Here is a 21,188-nt window from a genome sequence, read left to right on the forward strand (position 1 = left end):
GGTGATGGGGGTGGCGGGCGGCATGGCAGGCTCGGGGCAGAGGGCGATGGCACTGAAATTAAGAGGTTTGTGGTTTAATGCCGAGCACCATTTAGGCCGCTTTTGACTGGACCACTATGAGCCGTGGAAAACACCCCGTGCCCCTCGACCTGCCGCTGCCCCAGCACTGCGATGAAGCCCCGGGCAAACAGGACAGCGCCTACAGTGCCCTGCGCCAGGCGATCCTGGAAAAACGCCTACCGGCCGGCTGCCGCTTGCCCTCGACCCGCACCCTGGCCCAGCGCTGGGGCCTGTCCCGGGGCACCCTGGAAGTGGTCTTCGACCGCTTGCGCAGCGAAGGTTATGTGAGCCGGGCCAGCGGTTCCGGGACCCGGGTCTGCGCGGTGGTGCCGGACCTGTACCTGAGCGCCCCGGCACGGGCGGCGGCACCCATCGTCAGCGAGAGCGAGACGCCGTACCCGCCGCTCAGCGTGCGGGCCGGCCAGCCGTTTGTCGCCCGGCTGGCCGACCCGGCGCTGTTTCCCCTGCAACGCTGGACCCGCTCCCTGACCCGGGCCCTGGGCAATGCCTCGGCGCAGTCGCTGTGGGACGCCGACCCCGGCGGCCTGCCGGCCCTGCGCCAGCAGATCGCCCAGTACCTGGGGCAGCACCGGGGCATCGCCTGCGAGCCGCAGCAGGTGATGATCACCACCGGCATCCGCCATGGCCTCGACCTACTGGCCCGCAGCCTGCTGCAAGCGGGCGACAAGGTGTGCCTCGAAGACCCCGGCTACCTGTCGGCCCGGAGCCTGTTCGCCCTGGCCGGAGCGCGGCTGGTGCCGATTCCGGTGGAGGAGGACGGGATCGATGTACAGCAGCTGCAACACCATCAGGATGCCCGCATGGTCTATGTCACCCCGGCCCATCAGGCGCCCCTGGGCATGACCATGCCGGTGTCCCGGCGCCTGGCCCTGCTGGAGTGGGCCCGGCACAGCGAGGCCTGGGTGGTGGAGGACGACTACGACAGCGAATTCAACTACCAGAGCGCGCCCCTGGCGGCCCTCAAGTCCCTGGACCGGGACGACCGCGTCATCTACTGCGGCAGCTTCAACAAGACCCTGTTCGCCGGCCTGCGGGTGGGCTTCATGCTGCTGCCCGAGCGCCTGCGCCCGCGGTTGCTGGCCACCTTGCAGGACACCGGGCGCTCGGTGGGGGTGATCGAGCAACTGGCCCTGGCCGACTACATCGCCAGCGGCGCCTTCCTGCGCAATCTGCGGGCGGCGCGCCAGGCCTATCAGGAACGCCGCGACCTGCTGCTGGCGATCCTCGCCAGTGAAGCACCGGGCTGCTACAGCATCAGCGGCCAGCAGGCCGGGCTGCATCTGCTGCTGACGTTGCCGCCGGGCAGCGATGAGGCGCGCTTTCGCCAGCGCGCGGCCCAGCAGGGCCTGCTGTTGCAGGGCCTGGCCGAGCACTGCCAGCAGGTGCGCCGGCCGGCGGCGGTGATCGTCGGCTACGCGGCCCTGAGCCTGGCGCAGATCCGCTTCAGCGGCTCGCGGCTGGCGGCGCTGCTGGTGGCCGAGGCAGGGCCTGTAGAGGGCCGCTGACTGTCATCTGGCTGTCATGTGGCTCAGGCACCCTCGGCGCCCCGGCCTCCGGCCTTTGTGGATTACAGGGACGTCATGATCATTGTCACCGCCGGCGCGGCTTATCTGGATATCGACGCCTACGCCGGCTGCATTGCCTATGCCGAATGGCTCAACCTCAACGGCCGCCCGGCCCGGGCCCTGAGCAGCGCGCCGCTCAACGAGAGCATCCCGGGCACTTTCCGCCAGCGTCTCAAGGGGCTGGACGCCCATGTTCCGCAAGGGACCGAGCAGTTCGTGCTGGTGGACATTTCCAACCACCTGCACCTGGACCCGCTGGTGGACCTGGACCGGGTGGTTGAGGTCATCGACCATCACCCGGGTTTCGAGGCCTTCTGGAACGAGCGCCTGGGCCAGCACGCGGATATCCGCCAGATCGGCGCCGCCTGTACCCAGGTCTACCAGCGCTGGCGCGACTCCGGGTTGCTGCCCAGGATCAGCCGCGACAGCGCGCAACTGCTGGCGGCGGGCATTCTCGACAACACCCTGAACTTCACCGACCAGGGGTGCACCGCGGCGGACCGCCAGGCCTACGCCGACCTGGCCGCGCTGGCCGGCCTGGGCCCCGACTGGCCCGAAGACTATTTCAAGCAGTGCCAGCAGCAGATCGAAGCGCAACTGCCCGAGGCCCTGCTCAAGGACCTGAAAGTGTTCGAAGCGTCCAGCAACCTGCCGCGGCGTTTCGCCCAACTGACCCTGTGGCATGCCCAGGGCCTGCTGGTGCGCCAGCGCAGCCTGATCGAGCAGGTGCTGGGGCAGTGGGGCGATGACTGGCTGCTGAACCTGATCAGCCTCGGCGAAGGCACGAGCTACCTGCTGACCGGCAGCCCGGGCAGTGCCCGCAAGCTGGAACGGCTGCTAGAGTGCAGCACCCTGGACGGCGTGCATTGCCCGGGCCGGCCGATCCTGCGCAAGGAACTGCTGCGCAAGGGCCTGGCGCTCCAGGCAACGTCCTGACCCCGGAGAGCCCCAATGGACCTTGAACAATGCTTGCAGCAGGTGCATGACGAGCAGAGTTTCCTCGACTTCGTCCAGGCGCTGATTGCCGACCGCCGCCAGGCGCAGCGCATGGCCCAGGCCGGCGAGGCCGACAGTTGGCAGAACCATTGCATCGAGGATTTTCTCGACGGCGCCCACGCCTGGGCCGAGGCCACCGGCATCGGTGCCACCCAGGGGCTGGTGGAGGCTTCGCCCTGGCAGCGCTTCGCGGTGTTCCTGTACTGCGGCAAGATCTACGAATAGCGCCGCGCCAGCCGAAGGGCTAGTCGTCGAAGCCGCCCTGTTCGTGAATCTCGTCCATCTTCAGTTCCAGGCGGTAGGCCACGGCAATGAACAGCGCCTGGCACAGGCACAGGGTGGCGCTCAGTGAGCGGAAGGCGAAGGAGCTGCCCTCGTTGACCAGCAGCACGCTGTTGGCGCGCTTGGCCAGGGGCGACAGGGTGCTGTCGGTGATGATCAGAGTCTTGGCCTGGTTGTGCTGAGCAATGCGCAGGCAGTGCTGGGTTTCCTTGGCGTAGGGGGTGAAGCTGATGGCGATCACCAGGTCGTTGGGGCGGATACTGCGCATCTGCTCGCGGTAGCTGCCCCCCAGCCCCGACACCAGGTGGATGCGCTTGTTGGTGTGCTGCAGGTTGTACACCAGGTAGTCGGCCACGGCGAAGGAGCGGCGCACCCCCACCACATAGATATTGTCGGTGTTGACCACCAGGTCCACGGCCTGCTCGAAGGCCGCGTCGTCCAGCTCCAGGCCCAGGCGCTCGATCCCCGACAGGGTGGCGCTGATGCAGTCGCGCGCCAGGTCGCCGTCGCTGGCCTTCTGCGACTTGTTGGCGATCAGGCTGCGGATGCGCTGCTGGTAGTTCTGCACCGGCGTGGCCTTGTGGGTGTAGGCCTGGCGGAACAGCGCCTGCATTTCACTGAAGCCGCTGAAGCCGAAACGCTGGGAAAAACGCACGATGGCCGAAGGGTGCACCTCGCACTCGCGGGCGATGTCGCTGATCCGGTCGACCATGATCCGGTCGCTCTGCTGGCTCATGTAGCTGGCGATGCGCTTGAGCTGGCGCGGCAGGCTCTCGTACTCCTCGGTGATCAACTGCAGCAGCCGCTCGGCATTGGCCGGAGGGCTGGCAAGGTCGCTCTCGGGCGTGCGATCGGACAGGGCCGGCTGATCGGTGCGGGACATAACGGATCCTTCTGAGGGTACTGATGGGAGCGACCGCGGGCGTCGCCCCCTGACAATAAATGGGCTGCGGGCAGTCTACAGGGTCGGCGCCGGGAAAATCTTGAGGGGCCCGGCCCCGGGCGCCTTGCTGAAACGATGCACGGCGCAGCCTTGGGCATTGCAGAAAAGTTTAATGGAAAAAATATTCCACGTAAAAAGTTTATAGAATAAATATTGATTGGTGCCGGGAGACGTTCTAGTCTGCATCCACCAAGTAGGCCTGCCGGGGCAGTGCGCGACGGCAGGCAGCGGCTGATAAAAATAACAGGAGCCAGCATGGGCCAGACTCGTTTTGCCAGTGGGCGTCAATTGGATCTGATCTGCCTCGGACGCCTGGGCGTCGACCTCTACGCGCAGCAAGTGGGGGCCCGGCTGGAGGATGTCGCAAGCTTTGCCAAATACCTCGGCGGCTCGTCGGCGAACATTGCCTTTGGCACTGCGCGGCTGGGCCTCAAGTCGGCGATGCTGAGCCGGGTCGGTGACGACCACATGGGGCGCTTCCTGCTGGAGTCGCTGGTGCGCGAAGGCTGCGACGTCAGCGCCGTCAAGGTCGACCCGCAGCGCCTCACCGCCCTGGTCCTGCTGGGCCTCAAGGACCGCGAAACCTTCCCCCTGGTGTTCTACCGCGAGAACTGCGCGGACATGGCGCTGTGCGCCGCCGACATCGACGAAGCCTTCATTGCCTCCAGCAAGGCCCTGCTGATCACCGGCACCCATTTCTCCACCGATGGCGTCTACCGGGCCAGCCTGCAGGCCCTGGACTACGCGCAAAAGCACGGGGTCAAGCGGGTCCTGGACATCGACTACCGGCCGGTGCTCTGGGGCCTGGCGGGCAAGGCCGACGGCCAGACCCGGTTCGTGGCCGACCCGCAGGTCAGCCAGCATGTGCAGGGCATCCTGCCGCGCTTCGACCTGATCGTCGGCACCGAAGAGGAATTCCTGATTGCCGGTGGCAGCGACGACCTGCTGACGGCCTTGCGCACCGTGCGCTCCCTGAGCGCCGCTACCCTGGTGGTCAAGCTTGGCCCGCAAGGGTGCACGGTGATCCACGGCGAGATTCCGGAGCGCCTGGAAGACGGGGCGATCTACCCCGGCGTGCGGGTGGAGGTGCTCAACGTGCTGGGCGCCGGCGATGCCTTCATGTCCGGCTTCCTCAGTGGCTGGCTGGAAGAGGCCAGTGATGAGCGCTGCTGCCAGTTGGCCAACGCCTGCGGCGGCCTGGTGGTGTCGCGCCACGCCTGCGCCCCGGCGATGCCGACCCGGGCCGAACTGGACTATCTGTTCAGCAGCCCGGTGCCCATCACCCGTCCCGACCAGGACCCGGTCCTGCAACGCCTGCATCAGGTCAGCGTGCCGCGCAAGGCCTGGAAGCCCCTGTTCGTCTTTGCCTTCGACCACCGTGGGCAACTGGTGGAGCTGGCCCAACAAGCCGGTCGCGAGCTCAAGGCCATCGGTCAGCTCAAGCAACTCTTCATAGAAGCGGTGCAGCGGGTCGAAGCCGACCTGCGGCGCCGGGGCATCGAGGCCGATGTCGGCCTGCTGGCCGACCAGCGCTTCGGCCAGGAGGCGCTGAACGCCGCCACCGGGCGCGGCTGGTGGGTGGCGCGCCCGGTGGAAGTGCAGGGCTCGCGGCCCCTGGCGTTCGAGCACGGGCGCTCGGTGGGCAGCAACCTGATCGCCTGGCCCCAGGAACAGATCATCAAGTGCCTGGTGCAATTTCACCCGGACGACGACCCCCTGCTGCGCCTGGAACAGGAAGCGCAGATCCGTGGCCTGTACCAGGCGTCCCAGGTCAGCGGGCATGAACTGCTGCTGGAAATCATCCCGCCCAGGGACCTGCCCGGCGCTCATCCCGAGGTGCTCTACCGCAGCCTCAAGCGCCTGTACAACCTGGGCATCTACCCCGCGTGGTGGAAGATCGAGGCGCAGTCGGCCGAGGAATGGAAAAAGCTCGATGAGCTGATCCAGGAGCGCGACCCCTATTGCCGTGGCGTGGTGCTGCTGGGCCTGAATGCCTCGGCCGAAGCCCTAGCCGAGGGCTTCCGGCAAGCGGCTGACAGCCGCACCTGCCGGGGCTTTGCCGTGGGCCGCACGATTTTCCAGGAGCCCAGCCGAGCCTGGCTGGCGGGGGAGATCGACGACGACACCCTGATCCGGCAAGTGCAGGACACCTTCGAACAACTGATCAACGCCTGGCGCAGCGCCCGCCCTGTGTAGGAGCCGGCTTGCCGGCGAAGAGGGTCTTGAGCCTGGTGCCAGGCTCGCCGGCGCCTTCGCTGGCAAGCCAGCTCCTACCAGTGCGAGGCCGTTCTCCACGCTTTCATGAATAACAACAAAAGGTGCAGCCATGCCCGCGATCCGAATTGGCATCAACCCGATTTCCTGGAGCAACGACGACCTGCCGGCCCTGGGCGGTGAAACGCCCTTGAGCACCGCCCTCAGCGAAGGGCGCGAGATCGGTTACCAAGGCTTCGAACTCAACGGCAAGTTCCCCAAGGACGCCAAGGGCGTGGGCGATGTGTTGCGCCCTTATGACCTGGCGCTGGTCTCGGGCTGGTACTCCAGCCGCCTGGCCCGGCGTTCGGTGGCCGAGGAAATCGACGCCATTGCCAGCCACGTCGAACTGCTCAAACGCAACGGCGCCTCGGTGCTGGTCTACGGCGAAGTGGCCGACTCGATCCAGGGCTTGCCGGTGCGGCTGATCGAGCGCCCGCGCTGGCACAGTGCACAGGCCTGGCAGGATTACGCGGACAAACTCACGGAGCTGGCGCGTTTCACCCTGTCCCAGGGCGTGCGCCTGGCCTATCACCACCACATGGGCGCCTACGTCGAGTCCCCGGCGGACATCGACACGCTGATGCGCCTGACCGGCGAGGAAGTCGGCCTGCTGTTCGATTCGGGCCATTGCTACATGGGCGGCGGCGAACCCCTGGAGGTGCTGCGCCGGCATATCGGGAGGGTGTGCCATGTGCACTTCAAGGACGTGCGCAAGCCGGTGGTGCAACTGGCGCGCAACAACCTGTGGAGCTTCCCCGACTGCATCGTCAACGGCACCTTTACCGTGCCGGGCGATGGCGACATTGACTTCGCTCCCTTGCTCGATGTGCTGCTGGACGCTGGCTACCAGGGCTGGCTGGTAGTGGAGGCCGAGCAGGACCCGGCGGTGGCGCCGAGCTACGTCTATGCGAAAAAAGGTTACGACACCCTGCGGGCCCTGCTGGATGCCGCGCTGCAACGCAGGAGGGCTGCCCAATGAGCCTGCTGGTTAAAAGCGCTGCAAAGGGCCGGACCATGGTCCAGCTGCAAGAGGGCGCCCTGGAATACGTGGGGTTCAGTGCCTACCGCCTGGGCCTGGGGGAAAGCCTGCCGGTCAGCGCCGGCGACAAGGAGCTGTGCCTGGTGCTGCTCAGCGGCCGCATCGATGTGCAGGGCGAAGCGTCCCAGGGCGCCTTCCAGTGGCCCAACCTGGGTGACCGGCAATCGGTGTTCGAAGACAAATCCCCCTTTGCAGCCTACCTGCCGCCGGGCAGTCGGGCCCGGGTCACCGCCTTGAGCGATGTGCAGATCGCTGTGTGTGCCGCCCCGGGGGCAGTCGATAACGACCTCGGCCCACGGCTGATCCGCCCGGAACAATGCAAGCGCAGCGTGCGCGGCAAGGGCGCCAATACTCGCTACGTCTGCGACATCCTGCCCGACAGCGAACCGGCCCATTCCCTGCTGGTAGTGGAGGTGCGCACGCCGTCCGGGCATTCCTCCAGCTACCCGCCGCACAAGCACGACACCGACGACCTGCCGCACCAGAGCTTTCTGGAAGAGACCTATTACCACCAGCTCAACCCGCCCCAGGGCTTTGTCTTCCAGCGGGTCTACACCGACGACCGCAGCCTGGACGAGGCCATGGCGGTGGAGCACCACGACCTGGTGGTAGTGCCCAGGGGCTACCACCCGGTCAGCGTGCCCTATGGCTACGAGTCCTATTACCTGAACGTGATGGCTGGGCCGAAGCGGGTCTGGCAGTTCCATAACGACCCCCGGCACAGCTGGCTGCTGGATCTGTGAACGACGCACCTTTGCCGATTTTCGGGGAGTTGGAACATGACTCAGCCTTTGCGTTTTGCCTTGAACCGAATGGTCGCACCGCACCTGCCTCTGGCGGATTTTCTTGACCTGGCACTGGCCTTGAAGATCGATGCAGTGGAGCTGCGCAATGACCTCAAGGGTGTGGAGATCGAGGATGGCACGCCCCCCGAGCAGGTCCGCGAGCTGTGTGAGCAGCGTGGCATCCGGCTGCTGTCGATCAATGCCCTGTACCCCTTCGACCTGTGGGATGAACAGCGCCGCCAGCAGTTGCTGCACCTGGCCGGTTATGCCCGCGCCTGCGGTGCCGAGGGCCTGGTGCTGTGCCCGCTGAACGACCCCGGCGACCGGCGCAGCGCGGGCCAGCGGGCCCAGGGGCTGGCGGCCGCCCTGACCCGGATCGCGGAGGTTCTTCGCCAGCATGGCCTGCGCGGTTTTGTCGAACCCCTGGGGTTTGCCGAGTGCGCCCTGCGTGACAAGCGCAGCGCCGTGGACGCGATCCGCGCCGTTGGCGCGCTGGATGTGCTGAGCCTGGTGCACGACACCTTCCACCACACACTGGCCGGCGAACCCCAGCTGTTCGCCGAGCTCACCGGGCTGGTGCACCTCTCCGGTGTCGAGGGCCCGCCACTGCCTCTGGCAGCGCTGCGGGACGGTCATCGGGTGCTGGTGGGCGCGGCGGACCGGCTGGGCAACACGACGCAGATCGCCGCGTTGCTGGCGGGCGGTTACCGCGGCTACCTGTCCTTCGAGCCCTTTGCCGCGAGCGTTCACGATCGACCGGACCTGCAGCAGGCTCTGGAACGCAGTATCCAGCACCTGCGCCAGGCCCTGGCCTGACCCCCCTTGTAGGCGCCGGCAAGCCGGCTTCCGCACAAAGAACAGTGAGAGTGCTGTATGGCCATTGAAGGAACACAGATGAGCACGATTCGACTGACCATGGCCCAGGCCCTGGTGAAATTCCTCGATAACCAGTACGTCGAGGTGGACGGGCAGCAGAGCCGGTTCATTGCCGGGGTCTTTACGATCTTCGGCCACGGCAATGTGCTGGGCATCGGCCAGGCGCTGCAGCAGGACCCGGGCCAATTGCGGGTGCACCAGGGCCGCAACGAGCAGGGCATGGCCCATGCCGCCATCGGGTTTGCCAAGCAGCACCTGCGGCGCAAGGTCTATGCCTGCACCGCTTCGGTGGGCCCCGGCGCGGCCAATATGCTGACCGCCGCGGCCACCGCCACGGCCAACCGCATTCCCTTGCTGCTGTTGCCCGGCGACGTGTTCGCCAGCCGCCAGCCGGACCCGGTGCTGCAACAGATCGAGCAGTTCCATGACCTGGGCATCAGCACCAACGATGCCTTCAAGGCGGTGAGCAAATACTGGGACCGGATCAACCGCCCGGAGCAGTTGATGAGCGCGGCGCTGCAGGCGATGCGGGTGCTGGCCGACCCGGCCCAGACCGGCGCGGTGACCCTGGCGCTGCCCCAGGATGTGCAGGCCGAGGCCTACGATTACCCGCTGAGCTTCTTCGCCCGACGGGTGCATCGCATCGACCGGCGGCCACCCACCGAAGCGATGCTGGCGGACGCCGTGGCGCTGCTGCGGGGCAAGCGCAAGCCGTTGCTGATCTGCGGTGGCGGGGTCAAGTACGCCGCGGCCAACCAGGCCCTGCAGGCCTTTGCCGAGCGCTTCGCGATCCCGGTGGCCGAGACTCAGGCCGGCAAGAGCGCGATGCTGTCCAGCCATCCATTGAACGTGGGCGGCATCGGTGAAACCGGCTGCCTGGCGGCCAACCTGCTGGCCCGGGAGGCCGACCTGATCATTGGCGTCGGTACCCGCTACAGCGATTTCACCACCTCGTCCAAGTGGCTGTTCCAGCACCCCCAGGTGCAGTTTCTCAACCTCAATATCAACCCCGGCGATGCCGTGAAGCTCGATGGCGTGCAACTGCTGGCCGATGCTCGGGCCGGCTTGCAGGCACTGGGCGAGGCCCTGGCCGGCAGCGCCTACCGCGCCGGCTGGGGCACTCGGGTGGCCGAGGCCAGGGCGCAGCTGGATGCCGAGCTGGAGCGGGTCCACGGCGTGCACTATCAGGGCGAGGATTTTGTGCCGGAGGTCAACGACGCGCTGGACCCGGCGGTGCTGCGCGAGTTCATCGAGCTGACCGGCTCCTGCCTGACCCAGAGCCAGGTGCTGGGGGTGCTCAACCAGACCCTGGCCGACGATGCGGTGATTGTCGCCGCTGCCGGCAGTTTGCCCGGGGACCTGCAACGCAGCTGGCGCAGCAAGGGGCTCAACACCTACCACGTGGAATATGGCTATTCGTGCATGGGTTATGAAATTGCCGCGGCCCTGGGGGTCAAGCTCGCCGCCCCCGAGCGCGAGGTCTATGCCCTGGTGGGCGACGGCTCCTACCTGATGCTGCATTCGGAGCTGCTGACCTCGATCCAGGAGCAACGCAAGATCAACGTGGTGCTGCTGGACAACATGGCCTTCGGCTGCATCAACAACCTGCAGCTGGGCCAGGGCCTGGACAGCTTCGCCACCGAGTTCCGCTACCGCAACCCAGACAGCGACCAGCTCGACGGCGGCCTGATCCCGGTGGACTACGCCATGAGCGCCGCGGCCTACGGCTGCAAGACCTACAAGGTGAGGAACCTGGAGCAGCTCCACGCCGCCCTGGCGGACGCCCGGCTGCAGCGGGTCTCGACCCTGATCGATATCAAGGTGCTGCCCAAGACCATGCTCCACGGCTACCTGTCCTGGTGGCATGTGGCGGTGGCCGAGGTCAGCGGCAGTGAGAGGGTGGCCGCCGCGGCCGCCGCCATCGATCAGCAGTTGGCCAAGGCGCGCCAGTACTGAAGCTCCCTAACCGAACAACCACAGGAGTACACCCATGTCTTTGCAGCTAGGCGTTATCGGCACTGGTGCCATAGGTCAGGATCACATTCGGCGTTGCAGCCAGACCCTGCAGGGCTGCCGGGTGGTGGCGGTGACCGACATCGACCCGCAGCAGGCGGCCCGGGTGCTGGCCGGGCTCACGCTTGAGGCCGAGGTCTACCCCGACGGCCATGCCCTGATCCAGGCGCCGGAGGTCCAGGCGCTGCTGGTGACGTCCTGGGGCCCGAGCCACGAAGAGTTCGTGCTGGCGGCCATCGCCGCCGGCAAGCCGGTGTTCTGCGAAAAGCCCCTGGCGGTGACTGCCGCCGGCTGCCGGCGCATCGTCGAGGCCGAGATTGCCCACGGCCGGCGCCTGGTGCAGGTGGGGTTCATGCGCCCCTACGACGCCGGCTACCAGGCGCTCAAGGCGGTGGTGGACAGTGGGCGCATCGGTGAGCCGCTGATGCTGCACTGCGCTCACCGCAACCCGCGGGTGGGGGAGAACTACAAGACCGACATGGCCATCACCGACACCCTGATCCACGAGCTGGATGTGCTGCGCTGGCTGCTGGCGGACGACTATGTGTCGGTGCAGGTGCTGTTCCCGCGCAAGACCGGCAAGGCCCACGCCCAACTGCGCGACCCGCAGATCGTGCTGCTGGAAACCGCCCGGGGCACGCGGATCGACGTGGAGATCTTCGTCAACTGCCAGTACGGCTACGACATCCAGTGCGAAGTGGTGGGCGAGAGCGGCATCGCCCGCCTGCCGGAGCCGCCCCAGGTCCAGCTGCGCAGCGCGGCCAGCCTGTCCAGCGCGATCCTGATGGACTGGAAGGAGCGCTTCATCGCCGCCTATGACGTCGAGCTGCAGGCCTTTGTCGATGGCGTGCGCGCTGGCCGGGTGGGTGGGCCCTCGGCCTGGGACGGCCTGGCCGCGGCGGTGGCGGCCGACGCCTGCATCGAGGCCCAGCAGAGCGGGGCGATCGTCCCCATCAGCCTGCCCCAGCGCCCGGCGCTCTACGCCTGAACCCCGGGATTTCTGTAGGCGCCGGCTTGCCAGCGAAGGTGTTTTCCAGGGCGCTGCAAGGCGTGCGGGCCCCTTCGCCGGCAAGCCGTCTCCTGCGGGAAGCGAGGGATCGGGCTGCTGGAAATGCAATTGCAGTAAAATTCTAAAATGAGTTGATATAGAAATTATTTTCCAATAAAGTCGTTTCCAGGTAGCCGACCCTACAAGGTTCCCATGGCCTTCAAGCCCCGCTTGAGCCCTGGAGAACCCACCAACAAGAACAAACAGGTGCCGTCGATGAAAACCTTCCGCTCTGCTCTGCAATGGCTGTCCCGTACCCGGGGCGCCGCCTCCCGCGATCTGCCCGTCACTCCCTGGTCCTCTCGTTTATTGACCCTGCTCAGCGGCCTGTGTGTCGAACACCAGGGCGCGCTGCTGGGCTGCATGCCCGGGGCCCCGGTTCTGTATTCGCCGGCCTGAGCACGGCCACCCACCAACAAGCATGTGGAGAACGACTCTTAATGAACATTCAGAACCGAGTGGCGTGTCTTGCCCTGTCGCTGATGCTGTTCAGTGGCGCGGCGCTGGCCCAGGTGCGCATCGGCGTGAGCATGTCGCAGTTCGACGACACCTGGCTGACCTACCTGCGCGAGTCCATGGACCAGAAGGCCAGGTCCATGCCCGAAGGCGTGCAGTTGCAGTTCGAGGACGCCCGCAGTGACGTGGTCAAGCAACTGAGCCAGGTGGAAAGCTTCATCAGCCAGAAGGTGGACGCCATCGTGGTCAACCCGGTGGATACCGCCGCCACTCGCAAGATCACCGAGGCGGCGGTCAAGGCCGGGATTCCCCTGGTCTACGTCAACCGTCGCCCGGACGACCTGAACCTGCCCAAGGGCGTGGTCACCGTGGCCTCCGACGACCTGGAGGCAGGCAAGATGCAGATGCAGTACCTGGCCGAGAAAATGGGCGGCAAGGGCAGCATCGTGATCCTTCTCGGCGACCTGGCGAACAACTCCACCACCAATCGCACCAAGGGGGTCAAGGAGGTGCTGGCCCGGTACCCCGGGATCAAGGTCGACCAGGAACAGACAGGCGTCTGGCTGCGGGACAAGGGCATGACCCTGGTCAACGACTGGCTGACCCAGGGCCGCGAGTTCAATGCGGTGGTGGCCAACAACGACGAGATGGCCATCGGTGCGGCCATGGCCCTGAACCAGGCCGGGGTGGCCAAGGGCAGCGTGCTGATCGCCGGGGTCGACGGCACCCCCGACGGGCTGCGCGCGGTGCAGCGCGGCGAGCTGGCGGTGTCGGTGTTCCAGGACGCCAAGGGCCAGGCCGACGGCTCGGTGGAAACCGCGGTGAAGATGGCCAACAAGCAGCCGGTGGACGCCGCGGTGTGGATTCCCTACCGCCTGATCACCCCGGAAACGGTCGCCCAGTTCAAGTAGGCGCCGGCCCTTCAATCACACGCGGGCCGGGCGGCGCTGGCTGCCCGGCCGCTGGAGTAGCTGATCATGAACGCTTGTGCTACTGCTTCGAGCCTGCACTCCCTGAGCCCGGCCGTGGCGCCCCAGGAGCCCTACCTGCTGGAAGTGCTGAATGTCAGCAAGGGCTTTCCCGGGGTGGTGGCCCTGGCCAACGTGCAACTGCGGGTACGCCCCGGCACGGTCCTGGCGCTGATGGGCGAAAACGGTGCCGGCAAGTCGACCCTGATGAAGATCATCGCGGGCATCTATCAGCCCGACTCCGGCGAACTGCGTCTCAAGGGCCGGCCGGTGACCTTCGCCACGCCGCTGGCGGCGCTGCAGGCGGGGATCGCCATGATCCACCAGGAACTCAACCTGATGCCGCACATGAGCATCGCCGAGAACATCTGGATCGGCCGCGAGCAACAGAACCGCCTGGGCCTGATCGACCACCGGGAAATGCACCGCTGCACCGCCGCCTTGCTGGCGCGCCTGCGCATCGAACTGGACCCCGAGGAGCAGGTGGGCAACCTGAGCATCGCCGAGCGCCAGATGGTGGAGATCGCCAAGGCCGTGTCCTACGACTCCGACGTGCTGATCATGGACGAACCGACCTCGGCCATCACCGACAAGGAGGTGGCGCACCTGTTCTCGATCATTGCCGACCTCAAGGCCCAGGGTAAGGGCATCGTCTATATCACCCACAAGATGAACGAAGTGTTCGCCATTGCCGATGAGGTGGCGGTGTTTCGCGATGGCGCCTACATCGGCCTGCAACGGGCCGACAGCCTGGACGGCGACAGCCTGATCTCGATGATGGTGGGGCGCGAGCTGAGCCAGCTGTTTCCCCAGCGCGAGAAGCCTATCGGCGAGCTGCTGCTCAAGGTCCGCGACCTGCGCCTGGACGGGGTGTTCGCCGGGGTGTCGTTCGACCTGCATGCCGGGGAGATCCTCGGCATTGCCGGGCTGATGGGCTCGGGGCGGACCAATGTCGCCGAAACCCTGTTCGGCATCACCCCAAGCGATGGCGGCGAGATTGTCCTCGACGGCCAGCCCCTGCGCATCGGCGACCCCCACCGGGCGATCGAGAAGGGCCTTGCCCTGCTGACCGAGGATCGCAAGCTCAGTGGCCTGTTCCCCTGCCTGTCGGTCCTGGAAAACATGGAAGTGGCGGTACTGCCGCACTACGCCGGCGGCGGTTTTGTCCAGCAGAAGGCCTTGCGCGCCTTGTGCGAGGACATGTGCAGGAAACTGCGGGTCAAGACCCCGTCCCTGGAGCAATGCATCGACACCCTGTCCGGGGGCAATCAGCAGAAGGCCCTGCTGGCGCGCTGGCTGATGACCCAGCCGCGGATCCTGATTCTCGACGAGCCGACCCGGGGCATTGACGTGGGAGCCAAGGCTGAGATCTACCGCCTGATCGCCAGTCTGGCCGGTGAGGGCATGGCGGTGATCATGATTTCCTCGGAACTGCCCGAGGTGCTGGGCATGAGCGACCGGGTCATGGTCATGCACGAAGGGCAGCTGATGGGCACCCTGGACCGCAACGAGGCGACCCAGGAACGGGTCATGCAACTGGCTTCGGGCCTGAACTAGACGACATTCAACCCAAGGGTGGTGGCTGGCAATGAACGCGATAATCGACAACAAACCCGCGGCGGTGGCAGTCAAGCCCCGGCGACGACTGCCCACCGAGCTGAGCATCTTCCTGGTGCTGATCGGTATCGGCCTGGTGTTCGAGCTATTTGGCTGGATCGTCCGCGACCAGAGTTTTCTGCTCAATTCCCAGCGCCTGGTGCTGATGATTCTCCAGGTCTCGGTGATCGGCCTGCTGGCCATCGGCGTGACCCAGGTGATCATCACCACCGGTATCGACCTGTCTTCCGGTTCGGTGCTGGCCCTGTCGGCGATGATTGCCGCAAGCCTGGCCCAGACCTCGGACTTCACCCGGGCGGTGTTTCCCTCGCTGACCGACCTGCCGGTGTGGATCCCGGTGCTCGCCGGGCTCGGGGTCGGCCTCCTGGCGGGGGCGATCAACGGCAGTGTGATTGCCCTGACCGGCATTCCTCCCTTTATTGCCACCCTGGGAATGATGGTCTCGGCCCGGGGGCTGGCGCGTTACTACACCCAGGGCCAGCCGGTGAGCATGCTCTCCGATTCCTACACCGCCATCGGCCACGGGGCGATGCCGGTGGTGATCTTCCTGGTGGTGGCGCTGATCTTTCATATCGCCCTGCGCTACACCAAGTACGGCAAGTACACCTATGCCATCGGCGGCAACATGCAGGCGGCGCGGACTTCGGGGATCAACGTCAAGCGCCACCTGGTGATTGTCTACAGCATTGCCGGGCTGCTGGCGGGGCTGGCCGGGGTGGTGGCCTCGGCACGGGCCGCCACCGGGCAGGCGGGGATGGGCATGTCCTACGAGCTGGACGCGATTGCCGCGGCAGTGATCGGCGGCACCAGCCTGGCCGGCGGGGTGGGGCGCATCACCGGCACCGTGATCGGCGCGCTGATCCTCGGGGTCATGGCCAGTGGCTTCACCTTTGTCGGGGTCGATGCCTACATCCAGGACATCATCAAGGGCCTGATCATCGTGGTGGCGGTGGTCATCGACCAGTACCGCAACAAGCGCAAGCTCAAGCGCTGAGCAGGGGAGAGGCGCCGGCTGGTGCAGCAGCCGGCGTGCCAGCGAATACGCTCCCGAGCCCTGGCCCGCTCCAAAGGCCTCTTCGCCGGCCGGCCGGTGCCCCTGGAAATCGTTGAAAACGGCCAGAATCCGCCGTCCGGCACTGCCGTTTGTCTTCTAAAAGACCCATGGCTATGGAATTTTTTGTTATAAACGCACTCCAATAAACGCCACCAAAGCCCGCATTTGCGGGCTTTGTGCGGTTTGTCGGACAGATTCGCTGTCATTTCAGTTGCTGCGCCCTCAAACCGGCCTTAGACTGCCGCCCCTCGTAAATTGAGTGCCGGGTGGCGCTTGGAAGGTATGGCGCCTTTCTGATGACCTGACGGGTCAACCGGAAACAGTTTGAATTCGCCTTAATGCACGTATTTTTTATAGAGAAATCAATGACCAAGGAAAAGTTGCTGGCCATGCCGGCGGATGACTACATGAATGCCGAGCAGCACGCTTTTTTCAGCGACCTGTTGCAAGCCATGAAGGTGGAAACCCACGAGCGCATCGAACAGAACCGGATCGCCATTGAAAGCCTGGACACCCCGGCTGACCCGGCCGACGCCGCTTCCGTCGAAGAAGAGCGCACCTGGTTGGTCAACGCCATTGATCGCGACCAGCGCATGCTGCCGCAACTGGAACAGGCCCTGGGCCGGATCAGCGACGACAGCTTCGGCTGGTGCGACGACAGCGGCGAGCCGATCGGCCTCAAGCGCCTGCTGATCAGCCCCACTACCAAGTACTGCATCGAGGCCCAAGAGCGCCACGAGCAGATCGACAAGCATCAGCGTCAAGCCTGATCGCCAGCCCCCGCCACAGCGGGGGCTCTGTTTTTTCGGGCAGTGCCCGCCCGCACATTCTCTTGATCTGCTGCAAACCCGCGACTAAGGGACCATGGATAATGGCCCTCTAGTGGCGTCTAATGCCGCAAACAATTAGAACGATGTGGGGTGACACAGATGTCAAGAGATGGATCTCTAGCGGCGCCGGTCGCACAGCCGCTGGCAACACCCGAAACCGCCGCCCGCTGGTGGGCGCCGTCCTTGCAGAGCGCGGCGCTGATGGCGCTGTTCGCCGGCCAGGCCCTGGGCGGCTGGTCGCTGTACCTGTGCCTGCCCGTGGCGGTGCTGGTGATCTGGCTGCCGCGGTTGCGCGGGCGCGGGCGGCCCCTGGTGGCGAACGCGACGGCTGACGATCAGTTGTCGGCGCTGACCCGTGACCTGTCCTACAGCACCACCCATAACGCACTGTCCGCGGCGGGCGTGGCCTACTCGGTGACCCAGCTGGCAGGCAAGCTGCAATCCCAGCTCGACGCCGCCGCGCGCATCGTCGGCAACGCCGAAGTGATGATCAAGACCGAGCAGGTCACCTCCCAACTCAGCCAGCAGGCCCTGGGCGCCGCCAGCGAGGCCCACGCCAGCAGCGCCGAAGGGCGCACGGTGCTGGGGGAATCCATCAGCCGCATGCACCTGCTCAGCCAGCGCGCCAATGGCAGCCGTGAGCTGATCGAGGCCCTGAGCCAGCGCAGCGAGGAGATCCAGCGGGTGACCCTGGTGATCCAGTCCATCGCCAGCCAGACCAACCTGCTGGCGCTGAATGCGGCCATCGAGGCGGCCCGGGCCGGGGAACACGGGCGCGGTTTCGCGGTGGTGGCCGATGAGGTGCGCGGGCTGGCCGGGCGCACCGCCGCGGCCACCGACGAGGTCGGGGTGATGGTGGCAGATATCCAGCAGCGCACCAGCGACGTGGTGGAGCAGATCCGCCAGCTGGCCGACGACCTCAACCTGGGGGTCGAGCAGGTGGAGCACACCGGTCGTCACCTGGACAACATCGCGCGCCTGGCGGCCGGGGTGGAAGGGCAGGTCAGCGAGATCGCCCGGGGCGCCGAGACCAACCGCGAGCAACTGGACAGCCTGTTTCATGCCGTGGAGCAGATGCGCAGCGACCTGGCGGTCAGCGACCAGCAGACCCGCAGCCTGGCGCAGGCCGCGGTGCAGATGGAAGGGCAGGCGGAAACCATCAGCGAACGCCTGGCGGCGGTGGGCCTGGATGACTATCACCAGCGCATCTACGACCTGGCCCGCGAAGGCGCGCGGCGCATTGCCGAGCAGTTCGAGGCCGACCTGGAGCAGAACCGCATCAGCCTCGACGATCTGTTCGATCGTCACTACCAGTTGATCGCCAACACCGACCCGGCCAAATACCAGACCCGCTTCGACCGCTACACCGATCAGGTGCTGCCGCCGATCCAGGAATCCCTGCTGCCGCGCCACGATGGCCTGGTGTTCGCCATCGCCTGTACCCAGGAAGGCTACGTGCCGACCCACAACAAGGTTTTTTCCCAGCCGCTGACCGGCGACCCCGAGGTGGACAACCTGCATAACCGCAGCAAGCGCAAGTTCGCCGACCGCACGGGGATCCGCTGTGGCAGCCACCAGCAACCGCTGCTTCTGCAGACCTATACCCGGGATACCGGCGAGCTGATGCATGACCTTTCGGTGCCGATCATGGTCCGCGGCCGGCACTGGGGCGGGCTGCGCCTGGGTTACAAACCCGAGCAGGCGCCAGGCTCGGGCAAGGGCTGAGGCCTCCATTGTTACGCTATCGGTAATGCTGCAATGCAGGAACAGGCTGTTCCAGGGGCCGGCAAGTTAGTTAGTATGCCAACATCGTTAGGCAGCTAACTAATTTTCTGGAGGTAGCTCCATGCACAGCAAAGTCGATGTAGCGGTGATGATTGGCAGCGGCGTGCCAGCCAGCCTGCGGGCCCAGGGCCGTCGTGCGTGCTGGGTGGTTCTGGTCAATGGCGAACAGCGCGGCACGGCCTTTGCCAGCCGCGCCGAGGCCGAGGAGTGCCGGCTGGCCTGGCAGCAGCAGCTGCAGGTGCTGCTGCCCGGCGGCCGGCACCTGCGGCATTCGGCTTAACCGGCCTGGTGCAGGCGCAGGTTGAGCTCGTCCACCACGGGCGCCCAGTCGGCGTCTTCGCGCAGTTGCTGTTTGAGAAAGGCCGCTTGCTGGGGCGTCCAGAAGGGGGCGTCGATCATTTTCAGGTCTTCGTCCAGGGGCGAGTACCGGGCGATGAAACCATCGATGGCGGCGGGGCTGGAATCCAGGCCCAACTGGTCGAACAGCCCTTCGAGGTTATGGGTGGGCGCTTCCATGGTGATCTCCTTGGGTGACGGGCAGCACCGGTGCTGCCTCAGTGCATCTGAGGCATGGCGGGCGCGCAAGTTCGATCCAAGGGTTCAGGCCAGGGTGCCGCTCTCGGCCTGGAACAACGCTGTCTGGGCCATGGACAGGGCAGTGCTGTAAGCCATGACTTGGGCCCGGGCGGACGACAGGGCCATGGCCCGGCCGGTGTCGGAGCCGGAACTGGCTTCCTTGACTGTGGCCAGGCGGGCCTTGGCCCGCTGCAGTTTCTGTTGCAGCAGCTCGATCTGCTTTTTCAGTTGGCGGATGCGTTTTTTCTTCGCCAGCAACAGCGCCTCTTCCGGGGTTTGCGCGCTGGAGCGGCTCAGGACCAGGGTCTCGCCGTCGTCCGAGGCTTCCAGTACCGCAGTGCTTGGATCCGGCTTGAGGAAGTCGGCCAGGCGAGATGGGGGTTTGAAGTCGATCATCATGATGCTCTTAAACGGATCTCGCCTTTGTATCGGTCGCGCTGTCGGATCCTTGACTGGCGCTGTCTGTCAGGCGTTCAGGGCGCCCTGGTCGATGGCCTGCTTGAGGGCCTTGGCCGACGCTCTGGCTGCCGCGGCAGCGTCTTCCGAGGTCTTGAACCAGCGATCGCGTTCCACCTGGTGGAAGGTGACCTGGGTCAGTGGGGGTTTGGCGCGCATGGCAATCACGGCCTGGAACTCGCCTTCGACTTCTCTGCACTCGCCACGAATGAAAAACTCGCCAATATCTAGTTCGGTCACTTCTAGCCTTCCCTTGGAGATGAGTGAGTGCTTGAACGCCCCCCAAGAGGGGGGCATTCAATCAATGGCGGAGTATGGCAGTTGTTGGGTGATGGCGGGCTGAGTTATATCATTTGGATTCTAGGTGGCGATTATTCTGATGATCTAATCTGAAACTTCCTGCTTCTGTTGCTGGGTAATATTACCGGCTGCGCGTCAACTCCGGCTTTTGCTGAAGTGGGTGCGCGCGAAGCCGGTGTGCGCTTTAAATAGTCGAAATGCACAAAGTTGCTCTAGAATTGCCTCTGCAACCCGAAGTGGCTGCCGACCGGGGGAATCGTGACCCGGGTGCATCCGGCCAGCAGGCCTGTTCCAGCACCCACCCCCGACGACGCGCCGCCACGCTTTGCGGGTCAGAGCTCACTCCTCACGCCTTCGACATGTGCCTGATGCATCGGCGAAATGCCCCTTGCTCAGTGCCGCCGCCAGCGTCGTGGCCAGGAGTGCCAGCTGCACTTGTGTGTATTGGGTAACCGATTGGGGTGACTACGCCGTCATGGCGGTTTTTTCGTGCCGTCCGTTTTTTTCCGGGCGACATCATTTTGAGTATCGGGGAGTGTTCCTTGGCAGTAAGTAATCTTGAAATGCATGCATTGTTCGTGTTGGGTGATTTGCGCGCAAAGCTGGTCAAGCAGTTCCAATCTCGTTTTGTCTACCTCACCGAACAGTCCGCCGAAGGCATCTACGTCGCCGAGATCGACACCGAGACGGCCCTGGTGGTGGACGACAAGCCGCGCCTTGAACTCAAGGTCGGCGATCATTTTCGCGCCGCCGTGCTGCCCAGCCGTGAAGGCGGCAAGATGGAGATCCGCTTTCGCGAGATCAAGCTGACGGTCTACGGCCTGGGCGACTACGCCTTTGTCAGCAGCCCCCTGGGGCAGGGCATCCTGTTCAAGGAAGGCCATTCGGTGGTGACCGTGTTTGCCGCCAACGAGCAGTTGCAGGAAGGCCTGACCAAGACCCTCAAGGCGGTGACCGCCAAGGCCGCCAAATGGCGCAAGGGCGAACTGGTGAGCTTCAAGGCCAGCGAGTGATGAGCCAGGGCCGCGCCGCGTTTCACCATGAGCATCAACAGGCCGCGAGCGCTGAAGCCCAGCGCCTGTTCGCGCAGAAGACCGTGCTCCAGGGCGCCTGGCTGAACTGGGTCGCCGCCCAGCTGTACAACCTGCGCCCCGCGGCCTACGCCAGCATGGTGCGCCGCGAGTTGCAGCGGTTGCAGGAGCCTCCGGCCTCTTGAGCGGCCATCCGGGAATGGCCTGGGGTTGAAACTACTGAACCTCTAC

General features: G+C 65.6%; 22 protein-coding genes. 18 read left to right on the forward strand and 4 right to left on the reverse strand.

Features of this window, described 5'->3' with window-relative positions; all coding sequences use genetic code 11:
* Nucleotides 1–116: 116 nt before the first annotated feature.
* From A9971_RS06890 to A9971_RS06900, 3 genes are all read left to right on the forward strand, one after another.
* Nucleotides 117–1,586, forward strand: coding sequence for a PLP-dependent aminotransferase family protein (locus A9971_RS06890; protein WP_077933954.1), 1,470 nt, complete (start codon nt 117–119; stop codon nt 1,584–1,586).
* A gap of 75 nt (nt 1,587–1,661) precedes the next feature.
* Nucleotides 1,662–2,582 carry a bifunctional oligoribonuclease/PAP phosphatase NrnA gene (locus A9971_RS06895; RefSeq protein ID WP_183001529.1) on the forward strand — a complete coding sequence of 307 codons (921 nt, stop codon included), beginning with the start codon at nt 1,662–1,664 and terminating at the stop codon, nt 2,580–2,582.
* Nucleotides 2,583–2,597: 15 nt separating this feature from the next.
* Complete coding sequence (locus tag A9971_RS06900) at nt 2,598–2,867, forward strand: hypothetical protein (protein WP_053157953.1); 270 nt, start codon at nt 2,598–2,600, stop codon at nt 2,865–2,867.
* Between the two features lie 19 nt (nt 2,868–2,886).
* Here A9971_RS06900 and A9971_RS06905 read toward each other — a convergent pair whose 3' ends face one another.
* The gene (locus A9971_RS06905) at nt 2,887–3,807 is read right to left on the reverse strand and encodes a MurR/RpiR family transcriptional regulator (RefSeq protein ID WP_011060881.1); all 921 of its coding nucleotides are present in this window, start codon (nt 3,805–3,807) and stop codon (nt 2,887–2,889) included.
* Between the two features lie 315 nt (nt 3,808–4,122).
* On the opposite strand from A9971_RS06905, the gene iolC reads away from it, so the two are divergent.
* The 13 genes from iolC to A9971_RS06970 all read left to right on the forward strand — a co-directional run bounded on the left by iolC (nt 4,123) and on the right by A9971_RS06970 (nt 18,874).
* Entirely contained in the window at nt 4,123–6,063 is a 1,941-nt protein-coding gene (gene iolC, locus A9971_RS06910) for a 5-dehydro-2-deoxygluconokinase (RefSeq protein WP_015635311.1), read from the forward strand.
* Between the two features lie 130 nt (nt 6,064–6,193).
* Nucleotides 6,194–7,102 (forward strand): myo-inosose-2 dehydratase, encoded by a 909-nt coding sequence (gene iolE / locus A9971_RS06915; RefSeq protein WP_015635312.1) that lies wholly within the window; start codon nt 6,194–6,196, stop codon nt 7,100–7,102.
* Nucleotides 7,099–7,905 carry a 5-deoxy-glucuronate isomerase gene (iolB, locus tag A9971_RS06920; RefSeq protein WP_015635313.1) on the forward strand — a complete coding sequence of 269 codons (807 nt, stop codon included), beginning with the start codon at nt 7,099–7,101 and terminating at the stop codon, nt 7,903–7,905. The genes iolE and iolB overlap by 4 nt, the downstream gene beginning before the upstream one ends.
* 36 nt (nt 7,906–7,941) lie before the next feature.
* Nucleotides 7,942–8,763 (forward strand): TIM barrel protein, encoded by an 822-nt coding sequence (locus A9971_RS06925; protein ID WP_183001530.1) that lies wholly within the window; start codon nt 7,942–7,944, stop codon nt 8,761–8,763.
* Nucleotides 8,764–8,841: 78 nt separating this feature from the next.
* The gene (gene iolD / locus A9971_RS06930) at nt 8,842–10,779 is read left to right on the forward strand and encodes a 3D-(3,5/4)-trihydroxycyclohexane-1,2-dione acylhydrolase (decyclizing) (protein WP_183001531.1); all 1,938 of its coding nucleotides are present in this window, start codon (nt 8,842–8,844) and stop codon (nt 10,777–10,779) included.
* Nucleotides 10,780–10,813: 34 nt separating this feature from the next.
* Nucleotides 10,814–11,824 (forward strand): Gfo/Idh/MocA family protein, encoded by a 1,011-nt coding sequence (locus A9971_RS06935; RefSeq protein ID WP_072442195.1) that lies wholly within the window; start codon nt 10,814–10,816, stop codon nt 11,822–11,824.
* Nucleotides 11,825–12,037: 213 nt separating this feature from the next.
* A complete protein-coding gene (locus tag A9971_RS06940; RefSeq protein WP_011060888.1) occupies nt 12,038–12,283 on the forward strand; it encodes a hypothetical protein in 246 nt (81 codons plus the stop codon).
* A gap of 41 nt (nt 12,284–12,324) precedes the next feature.
* Nucleotides 12,325–13,251 (forward strand): sugar ABC transporter substrate-binding protein, encoded by a 927-nt coding sequence (locus A9971_RS06945; RefSeq protein ID WP_011060889.1) that lies wholly within the window; start codon nt 12,325–12,327, stop codon nt 13,249–13,251.
* 66 nt (nt 13,252–13,317) lie between these two features.
* Nucleotides 13,318–14,865, forward strand: a complete 1,548-nt coding sequence (locus tag A9971_RS06950) for a sugar ABC transporter ATP-binding protein (RefSeq protein ID WP_015635317.1) — start codon at nt 13,318–13,320, stop codon at nt 14,863–14,865.
* A 31-nt stretch (nt 14,866–14,896) separates the two neighbouring features.
* A complete protein-coding gene (locus A9971_RS06955; RefSeq protein WP_011060891.1) occupies nt 14,897–15,919 on the forward strand; it encodes an ABC transporter permease in 1,023 nt (340 codons plus the stop codon).
* Nucleotides 15,920–16,344: 425 nt separating this feature from the next.
* Nucleotides 16,345–16,749: a TraR/DksA family transcriptional regulator gene (locus A9971_RS06960; RefSeq protein WP_011060892.1), complete on the forward strand. Its 405-nt coding sequence runs from the start codon at nt 16,345–16,347 to the stop codon at nt 16,747–16,749.
* A gap of 159 nt (nt 16,750–16,908) precedes the next feature.
* On the forward strand, nt 16,909–18,534 hold the full coding sequence (locus tag A9971_RS06965) for a methyl-accepting chemotaxis protein (RefSeq protein WP_077933960.1): 1,626 nt from the start codon (nt 16,909–16,911) through the stop codon (nt 18,532–18,534).
* Between the two features lie 121 nt (nt 18,535–18,655).
* On the forward strand, nt 18,656–18,874 hold the full coding sequence (locus A9971_RS06970; RefSeq protein ID WP_019094291.1) for a hypothetical protein: 219 nt from the start codon (nt 18,656–18,658) through the stop codon (nt 18,872–18,874).
* Here A9971_RS06970 and A9971_RS06975 read toward each other — a convergent pair.
* The 3 genes from A9971_RS06975 to A9971_RS06985 form a co-directional block, all read right to left on the reverse strand.
* On the reverse strand, nt 18,871–19,110 hold the full coding sequence (locus A9971_RS06975) for a DUF2789 domain-containing protein (RefSeq protein WP_183001532.1): 240 nt from the start codon (nt 19,108–19,110) through the stop codon (nt 18,871–18,873). The two genes, A9971_RS06970 and A9971_RS06975, sit on opposite strands and share 4 nt — an antisense overlap.
* A gap of 84 nt (nt 19,111–19,194) precedes the next feature.
* On the reverse strand, nt 19,195–19,566 hold the full coding sequence (locus A9971_RS06980) for a hypothetical protein (RefSeq protein ID WP_123473245.1): 372 nt from the start codon (nt 19,564–19,566) through the stop codon (nt 19,195–19,197).
* 69 nt (nt 19,567–19,635) lie between these two features.
* Nucleotides 19,636–19,866: a hypothetical protein gene (locus A9971_RS06985; protein WP_026020108.1), complete on the reverse strand. Its 231-nt coding sequence runs from the start codon at nt 19,864–19,866 to the stop codon at nt 19,636–19,638.
* 602 nt (nt 19,867–20,468) lie between these two features.
* On the opposite strand from A9971_RS06985, the gene A9971_RS06990 reads away from it, so the two are divergent.
* Together A9971_RS06990 and A9971_RS06995 are read left to right on the forward strand one after the other, a co-directional pair.
* Entirely contained in the window at nt 20,469–20,939 is a 471-nt protein-coding gene (locus tag A9971_RS06990) for a hypothetical protein (RefSeq protein WP_026020109.1), read from the forward strand.
* Complete coding sequence (locus A9971_RS06995; protein ID WP_015635322.1) at nt 20,939–21,142, forward strand: hypothetical protein; 204 nt, start codon at nt 20,939–20,941, stop codon at nt 21,140–21,142. Before A9971_RS06990 ends, A9971_RS06995 begins: the two co-directional genes overlap by 1 nt.
* Nucleotides 21,143–21,188: the final 46 nt, after the last annotated feature.

It is taken from the genome of Pseudomonas sp. UME65 (assembly GCF_014170225.1).
Taxonomy (GTDB): Bacteria; Pseudomonadota; Gammaproteobacteria; order Pseudomonadales; family Pseudomonadaceae; genus Aquipseudomonas; species Aquipseudomonas protegens.